We start from the raw sequence: 14,198 nt of genomic DNA on the forward strand, positions 1-14,198 counted from the left end.
CATGGCCGAAGTCCTTGCCCCGCAACAGTGGCAGGAACTACTCGCTGCCCATGAGGCACGGGCGGATGACCGTATGGCGCGGTTCCGCCACCCGGGCAGTTACCATCCGGTCTACGACTTCCTTTTCCAGTACTATCCGGTCCGCCCCAGCCACCTGCGGGCCTGGCATCCCGGGGTGGGTACCCGGTTGGCCGGCCACCCGCCCCACGCCGAATGGCGGGATTATCACCGCGACGCGGAGGGTACGGTCGGGCTTAATCTCGAGGCGTTCTGGGCCCGCCGGGGCGACTCCGTGTCCTATATCCACCGCCTGCTTACTCAGTCGGCGCGCAACCCAGTCAATTTCGACTGCTTCGGCCTCCACGAGTGGGCGATGGTCTACCGCACCGATTCCCCGCGGCACGATTTGCCCCTGCGCTTGGGCGCCGACGGCACCAATGCGGTGGTGGAGTCCCACCGGCTCAAATGCAACCACTACGACGCCTTCCGCTTCTTTACTCCCCCGGCCCGGCCGCTCAACATCCGGCCGCTGAACCGGCAGGAGCAGCCGAACAACGACCAGGCCGGCTGCGTGCACGTGACGATGGACCTCTACAAGTGGGCGTGGAAGCTCGGGCCCCTCGTCCCCGGGGAGGTCTTCTTGGACGCGCTAGATCTGGCCGTCGATGCCCGCGTGCTGGACATGGAGGCCTCGCCGTACGACTGCCGTTCCTGGGGTTTTGGCGTCGTCGCCATCGAGACCCCGGAAGGCAAGGCAGAATACGTGCACCGGCAGCGGGCGCTGGCCCAGCGGGCCGAACCCATCCGCCAGCGGCTTGTCGGACTCATTGAGCAGGCCCAAGCCACTAGACTGGGCAGCTAAGCACGCTTGGTCCTGCGGACTGAGCGTCGTGGCCCCGCAAGCACCACAAGTGAGGAAGACGAAATGGCCCGTCATGCCAACGACAAGAACAACTTCGCTATCGCCGGATGGCTCATCGCCGTCATTGTCCTAGTCATTTTGGTGGTGCTAGGCCTGCTTCTTTACCTGTTCACCGGCAACGACGACACCGGCGACGGGACCGATACGGCCGCTCAGGAAACTACCCAGGCCGCCGAGGAGACCGCCACCGACGAGCCGGCCGCCTCTGAGTCCTCCGCGGCCAGCGAGGCTCCAAGCTCCGCGGAATCCTCCGCGCCCGCTTCGGAAAGCGCGGCCGCGTCCACCGCCGCGGCCGCCGGCGCCACTGCCCCGGATGCTCCGGAGGCCACGCTCTTCCTGCTGGATACCTCGGATCAGATGGCCCCGTACTTCGACGCTGCGGCGGGCGGCGTGGCCGGGGCCGCCGAGGGCGTCGGTGGCGAGGACAAGGCCGTGTCCCTGTGGAACTACTCCTCCCCGATTTCCGCCACGGCTACCGTCGGATACCGCCAGAACTTGGGCTTTAGCGACGCCGGCGAGACCGCTAGCGTGGTCAACAACTTCGGCACCGGCGGCGTGCCGCAGACCCGCAGCGCCATCGTCGCCGCGGCGAACAACGCCGCCGACTATGCCCGCGAATCCAATGCGCCCGCCCGCGTCGTGCTGGTGACCACCGGCACCGACGACGCGCTGGCCGACGAGGACTTCGCCAGCCAGTTGGCCTCCGCCAAGGACAGCAACGTGGAGATTTCCGTGGTGCACCTGGGCGACGGCGAGGTCGATAAGGCCTTGGAAGACGCCGCCGACTACTTCGAAAAGGTCGACCGCGCCGACGACGCCAACGCCGTCAACCGAGCCATCGGCACGGCCGCCGGCGTGAAATAGCCAGCGCGAGCGCCCTGCCGAGGCGCTTAGACTAAACACGCTTCCCCGCTTGCCACTTGCAGCCTCCCCCGCCTTACCGGCGGGCGGGGGCTTTATTCCTCTATGCACACGCCAAAAGGCTCCCCGGCCGCGTGAGCGACGGCTGGGGAGCCTAGTGAGTGGCCCGGATGAAGCCGGGCTAGGAGAGCTTCTTAGGAGGACTTGCGCTGGCGGCGGGCGGCCAGCTCGTCGAGTCCGACGACGTTGTCTTCGACGTCGATGCGCTCGGACGGGAAGGAGGAGATGGTGCCGGACAGCTCCTTCATGATGCCCGGGACGGCGATGCCGAAGACGCCCTGGCCGCCGGAGAGCAGGTCGATGACCTCGTCGTTAGAGCGGCACTCGTAGACGGTCTTGCCGTCGGAGACCAAGGTCAGCTCCGCCAGGTCGTTGACGCCGCGGTCGCGGAGGGAATCCACGGCCAGGCGGATGTTCTGCAGGGAGATGCCGGTGTCCAGCAGGCGCTTGACGATCTTGAGGACCAGCACGTCCCGGAAGGAATACAGGCGCTGGGAGCCCGAACCGCGGGCGGTGCGGATGGACGGGTTGACCAGGTTGGTGCGTGCCCAGTAGTCGAGCTGGCGGTAGGTGATGCCGGCGACCTGGCAGGCAATTGGCACGCGGTAGCCGACCTGCTCGTCGGGGCCGAGGTCGAACAGGGACTCCTGAACGTAAGTTCCGTTGTCCTCGTGTGCGTAGATGTCTTCTTCGATGCTCACGTAATTACTCCATTGAAGTTTGGGGGAAGCCCTAATGCTTTATTTAAAGTCAAGCCTAGGCAAGAGTCAAGCGTTATCTGGCGTAACACGCCGAAACTTAAACCTCGAGTTTAACTTTAGACGTTCCCTTAACTCGGGAGCACCCTATTTCACATCAGTTACTTAAGAACCGCTGTTTCCTTCGCCATCCTCTTCATCACGAGTCACATCAGTATCTTCAGTCTCACCTACACCAGTATTCCCACTGGTTTCGGAGCTCTCACCGGCGGAATCCCTACCCGGCTCGATAAAGTCGTCCGGATCCAGGGCGCGGAAATCGTCCTCCGTCATGCCGAGCTGCTGCATCATCGCGGAAAAATCGGCGTCGGCTTGCGCGTCACCGGAGGCCGAATCCGGCCCGTCCGAGGCTTCGTCAAAGTTTTCCGAGGTCGAGCCGCCGGGGGTAGTCTCCTCCACCCCCACGTAGTGATGCAGGTCCTCGGCGGACACAAATACTGCGACCTGGTTAAGCTCTTCTTCCTCGATCTCAATGGGAACGTCGAAGTGGTCGGCCAAAATGAGCGCGTCCGACATGCGCGAGTCCAGCACCGCGCCGTCGCCGGTAGTCAGCTCCACGATGAATACGCCCTCGTGGTAGCTAGTCACCACCGCAGATTCCAGGCCGCCCTGTTCATTCAGGACTTCGATGAGAAGCTCATGGGTATCCGGCCGGCGGCTCTGCGCCCCGGCCAGGTGCGCGGCCACGCGGGCGCCATCAATCGGCGACATCCACACCGGCACGACCCGCTCCCCCGCGTTCCAGCGGAACAGAGCACAGAGGAATTCCTCCGGCTCGAGCATGTGTATGCCCAAAAACTCTAGGGCTATCCGGGCCACGCGTCCTCCTTGTCCGCACGCCGCGAATCCCGCGGCGCCGATCGACTAAAACTCTTTGCGCAGATCCGTTTTTACCAAGGTGGCATGCAGGGAAACCACCAGCGCGGTCATCTGCTGCGACATTTCTTCCGCCCGCAGCTTAGCGGTGTCCGATTTCGAGTTGGCCACCGGGCTAGTGACCTGGGAGATCAGATCGGCCTGGCGACGGGCATTGTTGCGCAGGCTCTTGAACTGGCGGTCGTCGAGGCCGAAGGCGCGCAGCGCCTCGACCGATTGGACCACCGCGACATCGTCAGCCGTGAAATAGCCGGACTCGTCCGGCGCGAGCAGGCCCAGCTTGACCAGGTGAGCCACTGTCTTCTGATCGGAGCCGGCCTGCGAGGCCACGTCCCCGTCGGTCAGACGGGTAACAACCGGGGCGCGGAACTTGTCCGGGCTGACGAGGGTCTCGGTCTGGCCCGCGCTGACGATCGCGGTGACCTCGCCCGAGTCCATGGCTTCGAGCTGCTGGCGGATGACCTTCAGCGGGGTGTAGTTGTCGCGCTGCGTGGTCAGGATGTAACGCAGGCGTTCCACGTCGTCATTGGTGAAGCGCCGGTAGCCGGACGCAGTACGCTGCGGCGTGATAAGTCCCTCTGCCTCCAAGAAACGGATCTTGGAGACGGTGACCTCGGGGAATTCCTGGTTCAACTTCCCCAGGACCACGCCGATGGACATGGTCTTCGCCTTCTTGGCAGCTTGCCCTGCTGCTTGGGTCTTCTTTGGTACTGCGCTCACTGTGCCTTACTCGCCAATTCCCTAAAACAAACGGTTGATACCGCGCGTTCGCAGCCGTCTTCTGGGCCACGGGAGCGGTCCGCTCCGCGTGACACTACAAGCCGGCGCTGCGGAAGCTCCCTGGCTGTGGCCCGGGAGCCTAACGCCTGCGCGGTGTGGACTGAGTCCCGACGGTGGTCCGGGTACTAGTCCTGGTTAGCAATGAAAACTAGGCGGAACTTGCCGATCTGGATCTCGTCGCCTACCTCGAGCACCTGGCTGTTGCGCGGCTCGCGGTTGACGTAGGTGCCGTTAAGCGATCCCACGTCGACGACCTCGAACTGGCCGTCCTGCTTGCGGAACTCGGCGTGCTTACGGGAGACCGTGACGTCGTCCAGGAAGATGTCGGCCTCCGGGTGGCGGCCGGCGGTCGTGGTGTCCTGGTCCAGCAGGAAGCGGGCGCCCGCGTTCGGCCCGCGCTTAACCACCAACAAGGCCTGGCCCTCGTGCAGCTGGTCCGCGCCGGTGGCGCCGGATTCCGAGGTTGCCGCCGCGCCGTTTTCCATTTCCTTCAGCAGGTCAGCGCGGAAGACCGAGGTAGTCTCGACCTGCGGCTCCGAGGTGCCGTTGTTCTCACTCATTGTTTTACCTCCGGTTGGTGGCTCTCAATTAACTATTCCAATAATAGCGACTTCGCGCGGCGCGCGAGCGGCCTTCTACCTAAACAGATTACCTATGCTGCTCAAGGCGGAGTTGCCTGCCCCCGCGAGGGGGTTATCCGAGACCATATATGTCCAGGTGGCACTCGGGCGTGCCAGACCCGCGTCCGCTAGGTGCGCCCCGGCCTCGTCGACCGGGACTGTGCGGAATGTCTCGACTGCCTGCTCGACAGCCCGCTGCGCGAGGTCCTTGAATTCCCGCACGGCGATGCGGTGGTACTCATCGATGGGCGTCTCGCGGGCAATCGCGCGCAGGTGGATCGACTCGCGCACGTCGTCGAGGTGCTCCAGGTGGTCCGCCCAGCCGAGATCCAGGTGGTAGAGCATGATCTCCCGGGCCGCCCGCACGCGAGCCGCCTCGCTCACGCCGGCCTCGGAAAGCTCCGCGGCCCGTTCCGGCGCCCGCTGGGCAAGCTCCTCCCAGGCCTGCGGGGTGTCCAGCAACTTTGCGCGGCGCTCGTCGATGATGATGCGCTGGTCGGCCAGCAGCTGGTTGTACTTCCAGGTCTGGGCGTGGATTTCTAGCAGCTGCGCCTCGGTCACGCGCTGGCAGTGGGCCACGAAATCGCGTACCCGCTTGGACTCGATGCGTCCGTCCGCATCCGGGCGGGCCGACAAGGACTCGTCCTCGCCGCCCTGGCGGACCACGTCGTCCTCGAGCGAGACGAAGATGACGCTGCGGCCCGGGTCTCCTTGGCGGCCGGCGCGGCCGCGCAGCTGGTTGTCCAGGCGGGAGCTGCGGTGCCGCGAGGTGCCGATGACGGCTAGGCCACCCAGCTCGCTGACCGCGTCGTGGTCGGCCTCGTCCGCCCCGCCCAGGCGGATATCCGTACCGCGCCCGGCCATCTGGGTGGACACGGTCACCCGGCCGCGTTCGCCGGCCTCGGCGATGATCCGGGCTTCCTCCGCGTCGTTCTTCGCGTTGAGGACGTTGACCGGGATGCCCAGCTCCTCCAAGGCCGCGGCGAGCGCCTCCGATTCGGCGACGTCGTGGGTGCCGACCAGGATCGGCTGGCCGGCGGAGTGGAGGCGCTGGATTTCGCCGACGATGGCGCGGTTCTTTTCCGCGATGGTCGAGTAGATGCGATCGGGCTCGTCCTCCCGGATCAACGGCTTGTTCCGGTCGATGACCGAGACCCGCAGGTCGTAGAACTGCCGCAGCTGGTCGGTGGCCTCGACCGCCGTGCCGGTCATGCCGCAGACCGTCGGGTAGCGACGCATGAGCTCCTGCAGCGTGATGGTGTCGAGGATGCGCCCGCCCTCGGAGACCTCGAGGCCCTCCTTGGCCTCGACCGCGGCCTGCAGGCCGTCCGGCCACCGCTGGAGATCGGCGACGCGGCCGCGGGAGGCATCGATAAGCTGCAGCTGCCCGTCGGCCACCAGGTAGTGGATGTCGCGGATGAGCAGCGCCTTGGCGTGCAGCGCCAGGTTGACCTTGACCAGGATGGTGCCGATGTTGTCTTCCGAATACAGCGAGTCGATCCCCAGGGCTTTCTCGATGCGCTGGGCCCCTTCGTCGGTCAGGGAGACCGTGCGGCCGTCCTCAGCGACGATATAGTCCTTGTTCTCGGTCAGGTGCCCGACCACGTCGGTGATCTGCCCGGTCGGGGCCTGCCCCGGCTCGGAACCGGCCAGCACCAGCGGGACCAGGGCCTCGTCGACCAGCACGGAGTCCGCCTCGTCCACGAGCGCGACGTCCGGGCGGGCCTGGACCGTCTGCTCGCGTTCGGTGATCTGGTTGTCGCGCAGCACGTCGAAGCCGAGCTCATTGACCGGGGCATAAATGACGTCGCTGCGATAGGCGGCGCGGCGCTCGTCAGAGGTCATCTTCTCGGTCACCGGCGCCACCGAAAGGCCGAAGAACTCGACGAGCGGGCGCATCCACTCGGCGTCGCGGCCGGCCAGGTAGTTGTTCACGGTGACCACGTGCACGCGCTTGCCGGTCAGCGCGAAGCCGGTGGCGGCCATGGCACCCACCAGGGTCTTGCCCTCGCCGGTGGCCATCTGGATGACGTCGCCTTCCAGCAGGCGCAGCACGGCCTGGGACTGGACGTTAAAAGGAGACATGCCCAGGCGGCGCTCGGCGGCTACGGCAAGCGCGGCCAGGAAGGCCGGCTTGTCGGCTACTTCCCCACCGCGGATGGCGTCGCGGCCGGCCTGTGCCACCGCCGCGTCGTCCAGCTCGCGCAGCGAGGCGACGGAATCTTCCGCGCTCGTTACTACCGCCTTCGACTTTTTATCGTTGCGCTCAGACTGCGCGCCCATCGCTTTCCAGAACCAATCAAATGCGCCCATGGTCTTGTGGCATCCTCCTCGAACGTCGGTCCCTTCAACTCTAATAAACCCGCAGTAGCTCGTGCGCAGTCGCCTCGTTATCCTTATAGGCATGCAATCAGTGAACGTCACCTTACCGTCGTCCACCGGCCTGAAGATGGCCGGGACTATAGACTTCCCCGACACCCCGCCGGAAGCCTTCGCCATCTTTGCCCATTGCTTCGCCGGCTCGCGCCACACCCCGGGCGCGTCCCGCACCTCCAAGAAGCTCACCGACTTCGGAATCGCCACCCTGCGCTTCGATTTCCCCGGCCTAGGCCAGTCGGAAGGCGCTTTCGCGGATACCACGTTCCACCAGAACGTCGCCGATATCCAGGCCGCGGCGGAATGGTTGGCGGAAAACTACCACGCCCCGCAACTGCTCATGGGCCACTCCCTCGGCGGGGCGGCCTCCCTGGCGGCTGCCGCCACCGGTATCCCGTCCCTGCGCGCCGTCGCCACCATCGGCGCGCCTTTCGATCCCGCCCACTCGGTCCTCCACTATGCCGACAAGATCGGTGAGGTCGACGCCAACGGGGCCGTCGACGTCGTGCTGGGCGGGCGCACGCTGACGATCTCCCGCGGCTTCCTCGAGGACCTCGCGGAGACCAATCCGGTCGACTACCTGAGCAAGCTGCGCAAGCCGCTCATGGTGCTGCACTCGCCCATCGACCAGACCGTCGGCATCGACAACGCCCAGAACATCTTCCGCGTGACCCGCTACCCGAAGTCCCTGGTTGCCCTCGACAAGGCCGACCACCTCATCACCAAGCAGGGGGCCGCCCAGCGCGCCGCCGATCTCATCGGCGCGTGGGCAGAACAGTTCATCGTGCCGGATAACCAGCCTCCAGTCGTGGCCGCCGATGCCGCCGAAGCACACCTGGCCTACGGCACGAAGATGGGCGTGGTCGTGCGCCACAACGAGCGCTCCGTGACCTCCGACCGTCTCAAGGCCGACGGCGGCAAGGGCCAGGGCTTTACCCCGGAGGGCCTGCTGATGTCCGCCGTCGCCGCCGGCACAGCCCAGGCCATCAAGGCCGCGGCCCGCGGCATGAAGCTCGACGATGTCCACGTGACCGTCACCCAGGGCGAGGGGGCGACCTTCACCCGCTCCATCAAGCTTCTCGGCGACTTGGACGCCGGCCAGGAGAAGGCGCTGCTGGCCGCCGCCCGCCAGGCGGAGATCCTTAAACTCATCGGCAACGCCCGATTGGTGGATGAGGACAAGTGAGCCTTCACCGTCCCCTAGCCGACGACGCCCGCTGCCCCTGCGGCACCGGGCTGACTTTCGGCGAATGCTGCGGGCAGTACCACGCTGGTAAGCCGGCGCCGACCGCGGAGACCCTCATGCGATCTAGGTTTAGCGCCTTCGTCACCGGCAACGAGGATTACCTGCTGGCCACCTGGGATCCTTTCACCCGCCCCAGCGAACTCAACCTCGCCGATGATTCCATCCGCTTCTATCGGCTGGACATTCTGGACACCGTGGCCGGCGGTCCCTTGGACGATCACGGGGTCGTCGAATTCGAGGCTTTCTACAAGGGCGCGGCCACCGGCAAGCAGCGCGAACGCTCCAGCTTTAGCCGCCAGAACGGGCGCTGGATATACTCCAGCGGTAACTAGGCCCGCGAGCTTGCCCAGCGCCCACCCCGGATGTGCAGGCGATTCGACTAGCGCAATGACACTGTTGTAACCTTAGTCAACGTTGCAACAAGCAACGGCGGACTATGGCGCAGTTTGGTAGCGCACTACACTGGGGGTGTAGGGGTCGCAGGTTCAAATCCTGTTAGTCCGACAAACACCACAAAGGCCCGTGCTTTCGCACGGGCCTTTGTCATGTCGGCCGGGATTATTGACTCAGTTTCCTGCCCGCTGGACGGCCACGTTCCGGGGCGGCAGCACAGCAGCCGGTTAGAATGACCGTCATTATGCGTACTAGCCGCCACCAGCTCTGGGCTCTTTTGAGCATCGGGATCCTGGGATGGATCGTGCGCATGGCCGTTGCCGCCCGCGGTTGGTTCTATTGGGACGATTTCATCCTCCTGGCGCAGGCTCCGGAGGCCGGCCTTTTTGCGCCCCACGACGGGCACCTGATGCCGGGCGCCCGCGGGATTATGCGGCTGGTGGCCGCGGCCGGCGATCTCAATTGGGTGGCCGCGCTCTGCGTCCTGGGGTTGCTCAACGCCGCGGTCCTCGGCGCGGTGGGCTACCTCGTCCATCGCTTGCGTGGCGGGTGGCCGGTCTTGCTCGCCTTCGTCCTCTATTGCCTGTGCCCGCTCAACCTGCCGGCCACGAGCTGGCTGTCCGCGGCGATCAACCTCCTCCCGCTGCAAGCGGCGATGGCCGCCGCGACCGCGTGCGTGCTCGGCGGTGCTCGCGCGGGCGGGGATCACAGCCGCCGGCCGGCGTGGGCGCCCGGCTGGGCCGCGGCACTCTGTGTGTTGGTCGGCTGTTTGTTCAGCGAGCGCATGCTACTGGCCCTCCCCTTCCTCGCGGCCTTCTGGTTCCTCCTGGGGTGCCGGCGCAGTATTCTTCCCTCGCTGGGCGTCGGCGTAGCCTGGGCCGCCGTCTACGCCCTACGCGTGGACTTCCCCCGCACCGATAGCCTCGGGTTGGTAGAGACCCTGCAGCACGGTTTCTTGCGCGGTTTCCTGCCGGCCGCGGCCGGTGGGCCCCTGTCCTGGGACAGGTGGCACCCGGGCCCGCCCTTTGCGTCTCCCACGGTCGCCATGGTTGCCCTCGGGGCACTCGCGGCAGCAATCATCCTGGCGCTTAGCACCCGCAGCCGCCGCGGCCTTATCGGTTTTCTGCTGTGCGGCGGCTACGTCGGGGCCTGCCTAGCCGCAGTGAGCCTGGGGCGCGGCGGGCAGGACACCGCCCTGGAAATCGTGCAGACGCTGCGGCATTTCTCGGAGGCCAGCGTCCTCCTCGTCATCGCCGCCGCGCTAGCCTTCCCCGGGTTGCGGATAGCTACTGGGCTGGGAAGAATGCTCCTGGCCTTGGGGGCGGTCGCGGCCTGCCTGAGTGTGGCCAGCACCCTGACCTATTCGGCGGCGTGGTCGCAGCAGCCCGCGCGCGAGTACTTCGCCAGTCTGGAACAGGAATTGGCGGGACGTGACAGCCCGCAGCTCGACCAAGAGGTCGACACCCAGGTCCTGCTGCCGGTCGCCTACCCGCACAACCGTCTGAGCAGGATCCTGCCCGGTGCAAACATCGCGGCGTGGACTGAGCAGCCAGGTGTCGTCGGCGGCGACGGCCATATTGTCCCGGCCGATTTCCATCCCGCCCGCAACACCACGCCCGGCCCCGCCCCAGGGGCCGGGCACGCCGGCATTGAGCAGTGCGGGCAGGAGCTGGGTTCTGGGCATGAGCTGACGATGGACTTGGACGGACCCTTGCTGGACCGCGAGTGGGTCGTGGAGCTGAACTACCTGGCCGGCAAGGAGGCCACCGCGGGGATGTCGCTAGGCGGCGAGCGAACCGAGGTGCCGCTGCGCGCCGGGCTCCACCAAGTCTTTGTTCAGGTCACTGGCGGCGGGACCGAGCTCACGGTCGACCTGCCGGAGGGAGCGGATCCCGTCTGCGTGCAGACCAGCCGCGTGGGCACCCTCTGGCCGGCGGGTTAGCGCCCTCTTAGTCGTGCCGATGGCACGCGGTTGCGGGGATTTCGAGGCCGATGGATTTAGCCACGCCGATGAGCGCCAGATCCATGATGTGGCTGGAGGAACGCAGCTTTTCTTCCAGCGATAAGTGCCGGAAGGAACCGACCGAGAACTGGTGCGCCATGCCGTGGGCCGCGCACCACAGCGCCATGGAATAGGTGTAGAGCGCCCAGGTATTTCTCGCTTCGGGGTGGTCCTGCATGGCGTCGCGCACCTGCTCCACGAGGAAGCGCAGCGTGGGACCTAGCCTTTCGGCCTTCCCATCCAGCCCGAAGGTGGACGGGATGATGGAGCCGGAGCCGATACACGACATGGCCAGGAAACCGGCCGGGTCCGACAGCGCGAGGCCCAAGTAGCCGGCGCCCAGGGCTTTGATGCGGTTGAAGGGGCTGGCGTCCGCGCGGAGATTGCTCAGGAATACCTCTGTTGCCTCGCGGCACTGGTGGTCCAGGAAGCGTTCGATCTGGGCGTCGAAGCGGTTGTCGCCGTCGACGAGCCGGCGCGCCTCGGCCGGATCGAGACCCGCCTGTTCGGCGGCCTCTTCGATGGAGACGTCAAACGTGGTGGACGCCGCCAACAGTTCGACCCCGCCGCGGTAAAGCGCTACAGTCCTTTCCTGGTCGGTCGATCGCGGCAACTGGCGGGCCGGTGGCACCGGGGAAAAAGCTTGGGAGGGACGGAAATTAACCGGTTCGATGCAGCACTGCGTGTGGCCGTCGAGCTCGTATTCCAGCCCGGTGATGAAAACATCGAAAACCCGCGTCATCGTGTGCCGGCGTCCGGCCGGGGCCAGGTGCCGCGCGGCGCCAAAGACACACATGTGGGAAGCCCCATGGACGACAGCCAGCGCCGTCAGAGAATAGCGGTTCAACAAGTCGACGCTGCGGGGCGCGCCGTATTCGACCAATACCGCGCGGGTGCGCCGAAGCATCTCGGCGTAGGACCACTGCCACTCGGCCTGGTTCGGGCTCTCCTCGAACTGGATGGCCGGCTCGCCGTCCCAGCGCAGGGCGATAAACGCGGCGAAACCGGCGGGCTCTTCTTGGCCGAAACGGAAATAGGAGTTCATGTTCGCCCGCAGTCGCTCGACCGCGCACGCTCCTTCTGGCAACCGCGCGTCCTCTTCCGTGCACAGGGCGCGCAGGCGCGAGTTGAGGTGGTCGTTGAGCTCGCGAATGAGCCCCGGGGTGTCCTGGAAGATCGCTTGCGCCGTGGCAGGATCCACGCCCGCGTAGGAGGCCGCTCGCTCGAGCGAGAGCTGAGCTTCGCCGAGGTGCGCGGTGATTCGCAGCGCCTGTCGGACAATAGCGGTCTTCGATAAGGCTGCGACTTCGGATGAATCCCGAGACATAGCCACAAGCTCTAGCCTAGCGGTTAAATCCACGGGTCCACCCAGTAGTTAGCAAAAAGTAACATAGTTAACATGTCGGCTGCGCATGAAAAAACCGCCGCGGAACCACGTTGCCACGGCGGTTGTTGAGCGAGACGATTTACTTCTCGTCCTCACCCTTCTGCTCGTCGTTGCCGGTGCCCAGGCGATCCTCGACCTTGCCGCGGACGTCGGAGATCTGGTCGGACTTGTCCTCGCCCAGCTTGTCCTTGGCGAAGTCCTCTGCCTTGTTCAGGCCCTGGGAGGTAGCTTCCTTGCCCTTGTCAGAGTTCAGTGCGTCCTTAGCATTGTCCATAAAACCCATTGTATTTACTCCTAATAGTTTCGAGTATCTCGACTGCTTAAATTTTCACTTATCTGGACCGTTTGACCGGCCGCTACCGATCGTACAGACTTCTTTGGCTCTCGCCCACCGTGCGCCGCAACAAATTCATAACTGTCGGCCCGAAATTGCACCTAACCCTCGGGTGTAGCCCTGGCTACGGGCGGTTGCCGAACTCGGAAAGCTTGACATTATTTACCCCCAAATTGAGGGGTGAGTTTCCTTCTGTTTCCAAAGACCAAACACGCCCATTCCCAAGTGTTAGCGTAATTCCCAAGGTATTGGCTCCTACGCTGCTGATGTCGTTTTGCACCGTTTTACCTCCCCTACAAGGAGATCTATTCATGACCTCTTCTGCCCCGGCCCAGGCATCCGGCCGGACCGTCAACACTAGCTGGGCTTTTTCGCTCTTCGGCACCGCCGTAGGCGCGGGCATCCTCTTCCTGCCGATTAACGCGGGCAGCTTCGGCTTCTGGCCACTGCTGATTGCGACCATCCTCATCGCACCCATGACCTACCTGTCCCACCGCGCGCTCGCCCGCATCATGTGCGTCTCCCCGCGCCAAGGCGAGGACATCACGGTCGTCGTCACGGACTACTTCGGCAAGAAGATCGGGCTGGTTATTTCCGTGCTGTATTTCTTCGCGATCTACCCGATCGTGCTGATCTACGGCGTATCCATTACCAACACGGTGGACTCGTTCATCGTCAACCAGTTCAACGGGCCGCAGATCAACCGCGTGCTGCTGTCCTTCCTTCTCATTGGCGCGATGACCCTGGTCTTCGCCTTCTCCGAGAAGCTCATGCTGTACCTGACCCAGTTCATCGTCTACCCGCTCATCCTGTGCCTGGCGGGCGTGTCGATTTACCTCATTCCGCAGTGGGACCTGCAAAGCTTCATGGAGGTCGACTCCGGCAACTCGCTGGCGCTTATCGGCGGCATCATCATGATTCTGCCGGTGCTGGTTTTCTCCTTTAACCACTCCCCGGCCATTTCCCAGTTCTCCCTGGCCATGCAGCGTCAGTGGGGCATCAAGTCCCACGAGAACGCCTCCAAGGTCCTGCTGGCCACTGCCCTGATGCTGACCGTGTTCACCATGTTCTTCGTCTGGTCCTGCACCCTGGCCCTGGGCGCCGACGGCCTGCAGGAGGCCCGCGAGCAGAACATCCCGGTGCTGTCCTACCTGGCGAATATCTCCGGTGTGCCGGTGCTGGCCTACCTCTCCCCGGTCATCGCCATCCTCGCGATTATTTCCTCCTACTTCGGCCACGTGCTGGGTACGACGGAGGGCGCGCGCTACATCCTCAAGAAGATCTCGCCGTCCCTGGCCGAGCGCACCACGCACCAGCAAATCACCAACATCGCTTACGCGCTCATTTTCGTCACCACGTGGATTGCGGCCGTGCTGAACCCGGACATCCTGGGCCTTATCGAGAGCATCGGCGGCCCGTTCATCGCGGCTATCCTCTACCTGATGCCCATCTGGGCCATCTACCGCATCGACGCCCTCAAGCGCTTCCGCGGCCGCTGGACCAACTGGTTCGTGGTGGTCCTCGGTATCATCACCATCTCCGCCGCGGTCTGGGGCCTGTTCACCTAAAACAGCCCCTCTCCC

Annotated in this window: 13 protein-coding genes and 1 tRNA gene; 7 read left to right on the top strand and 7 right to left on the bottom strand. The window is 64.9% G+C overall.

Translation table 11 applies throughout. The annotated features are described in order from the left end of the window. The first annotated feature begins 1 nt into the window (after position 1). Together VVR85_RS02515 and VVR85_RS02520 are read left to right on the top strand one after the other, a co-directional pair. Positions 2 to 862: a 3-methyladenine DNA glycosylase gene (locus VVR85_RS02515; protein ID WP_368519375.1), complete on the top strand. Its 861-nt coding sequence runs from the start codon at positions 2 to 4 to the stop codon at positions 860 to 862. 63 nt (positions 863 to 925) lie between these two features. Continuing rightward, a complete protein-coding gene (locus tag VVR85_RS02520; RefSeq protein ID WP_368519376.1) occupies positions 926 to 1,786 on the top strand; it encodes a VWA domain-containing protein in 861 nt (286 codons plus the stop codon). 191 nt (positions 1,787 to 1,977) lie between these two features. Here VVR85_RS02520 and VVR85_RS02525 read toward each other — a convergent pair whose 3' ends face one another. From VVR85_RS02525 to secA2, 5 genes are all read right to left on the bottom strand, one after another. Beyond that, positions 1,978 to 2,538, bottom strand: coding sequence for a MerR family transcriptional regulator (locus VVR85_RS02525; RefSeq protein WP_368519432.1), 561 nt, complete (start codon positions 2,536 to 2,538; stop codon positions 1,978 to 1,980). Positions 2,539 to 2,706: 168 nt separating this feature from the next. After that, on the bottom strand, positions 2,707 to 3,420 hold the full coding sequence (locus VVR85_RS02530; RefSeq protein WP_368519377.1) for a bifunctional nuclease family protein: 714 nt from the start codon (positions 3,418 to 3,420) through the stop codon (positions 2,707 to 2,709). 45 nt (positions 3,421 to 3,465) lie between these two features. Next, positions 3,466 to 4,197: a MerR family transcriptional regulator gene (locus VVR85_RS02535; RefSeq protein WP_368519378.1), complete on the bottom strand. Its 732-nt coding sequence runs from the start codon at positions 4,195 to 4,197 to the stop codon at positions 3,466 to 3,468. A 185-nt stretch (positions 4,198 to 4,382) separates the two neighbouring features. After that, positions 4,383 to 4,817, bottom strand: coding sequence for an oxoglutarate dehydrogenase inhibitor Odhl (gene odhI / locus VVR85_RS02540; protein WP_368519379.1), 435 nt, complete (start codon positions 4,815 to 4,817; stop codon positions 4,383 to 4,385). Between the two features lie 75 nt (positions 4,818 to 4,892). Beyond that, positions 4,893 to 7,190 (bottom strand): accessory Sec system translocase SecA2, encoded by a 2,298-nt coding sequence (gene secA2, locus VVR85_RS02545; protein WP_368519380.1) that lies wholly within the window; start codon positions 7,188 to 7,190, stop codon positions 4,893 to 4,895. A gap of 91 nt (positions 7,191 to 7,281) precedes the next feature. Here secA2 and VVR85_RS02550 point away from each other — a divergent pair, with 91 nt between their 5' ends. The 4 genes from VVR85_RS02550 to VVR85_RS02565 all read left to right on the top strand — a co-directional run bounded on the left by VVR85_RS02550 (position 7,282) and on the right by VVR85_RS02565 (position 10,834). Continuing rightward, on the top strand, positions 7,282 to 8,439 hold the full coding sequence (locus tag VVR85_RS02550; RefSeq protein ID WP_368519381.1) for an alpha/beta fold hydrolase: 1,158 nt from the start codon (positions 7,282 to 7,284) through the stop codon (positions 8,437 to 8,439). Next, positions 8,436 to 8,831, top strand: coding sequence for a YchJ family protein (locus VVR85_RS02555; protein ID WP_368519382.1), 396 nt, complete (start codon positions 8,436 to 8,438; stop codon positions 8,829 to 8,831). The genes VVR85_RS02550 and VVR85_RS02555 overlap by 4 nt, the downstream gene beginning before the upstream one ends. A 98-nt stretch (positions 8,832 to 8,929) precedes the next feature. After that, positions 8,930 to 9,003 (top strand) — tRNA-Pro (locus VVR85_RS02560). 133 nt (positions 9,004 to 9,136) lie between these two features. After that, a complete protein-coding gene (locus tag VVR85_RS02565; protein WP_368519383.1) occupies positions 9,137 to 10,834 on the top strand; it encodes a hypothetical protein in 1,698 nt (565 codons plus the stop codon). 7 nt (positions 10,835 to 10,841) lie between these two features. Here VVR85_RS02565 and VVR85_RS02570 read toward each other — a convergent pair whose 3' ends face one another. Both VVR85_RS02570 and VVR85_RS02575 read right to left on the bottom strand, forming a co-directional pair. Further along, the gene (locus VVR85_RS02570) at positions 10,842 to 12,221 is read right to left on the bottom strand and encodes a hypothetical protein (RefSeq protein ID WP_368519384.1); all 1,380 of its coding nucleotides are present in this window, start codon (positions 12,219 to 12,221) and stop codon (positions 10,842 to 10,844) included. Between the two features lie 139 nt (positions 12,222 to 12,360). Next, positions 12,361 to 12,555, bottom strand: coding sequence for an Rv0909 family putative TA system antitoxin (locus tag VVR85_RS02575; protein WP_368519385.1), 195 nt, complete (start codon positions 12,553 to 12,555; stop codon positions 12,361 to 12,363). A 371-nt stretch (positions 12,556 to 12,926) separates the two neighbouring features. On the opposite strand from VVR85_RS02575, the gene VVR85_RS02580 reads away from it, so the two are divergent. Further along, complete coding sequence (locus VVR85_RS02580; protein ID WP_368519386.1) at positions 12,927 to 14,183, top strand: septum formation initiator; 1,257 nt, start codon at positions 12,927 to 12,929, stop codon at positions 14,181 to 14,183. Positions 14,184 to 14,198 lie beyond the last annotated feature (15 nt).

The sequence above is a fragment of the Corynebacterium sp. LK2590 genome, from assembly GCF_040946105.1.
Taxonomy (GTDB): Bacteria; Actinomycetota; Actinomycetes; order Mycobacteriales; family Mycobacteriaceae; genus Corynebacterium.

Coding starts and splice junctions, on each gene's coding strand:
- VVR85_RS02580 (WP_368519386.1), top strand. CDS start 12,927: ATGACCTCTTCTGCCCCGGCCCAGGCATCCGGCCGGACCGTCAACACT.
- VVR85_RS02570 (WP_368519384.1), bottom strand. CDS start 12,221: ATGTCTCGGGATTCATCCGAAGTCGCAGCCTTATCGAAGACCGCTATT.
- odhI (WP_368519379.1), bottom strand. CDS start 4,817: ATGAGTGAGAACAACGGCACCTCGGAGCCGCAGGTCGAGACTACCTCG.
- VVR85_RS02575 (WP_368519385.1), bottom strand. CDS start 12,555: ATGGACAATGCTAAGGACGCACTGAACTCTGACAAGGGCAAGGAAGCT.
- VVR85_RS02515 (WP_368519375.1), top strand. CDS start 2: ATGGCCGAAGTCCTTGCCCCGCAACAGTGGCAGGAACTACTCGCTGCC.
- secA2 (WP_368519380.1), bottom strand. CDS start 7,190: ATGGGCGCATTTGATTGGTTCTGGAAAGCGATGGGCGCGCAGTCTGAG.
- VVR85_RS02565 (WP_368519383.1), top strand. CDS start 9,137: ATGCGTACTAGCCGCCACCAGCTCTGGGCTCTTTTGAGCATCGGGATC.
- VVR85_RS02550 (WP_368519381.1), top strand. CDS start 7,282: ATGCAATCAGTGAACGTCACCTTACCGTCGTCCACCGGCCTGAAGATG.
- VVR85_RS02520 (WP_368519376.1), top strand. CDS start 926: ATGGCCCGTCATGCCAACGACAAGAACAACTTCGCTATCGCCGGATGG.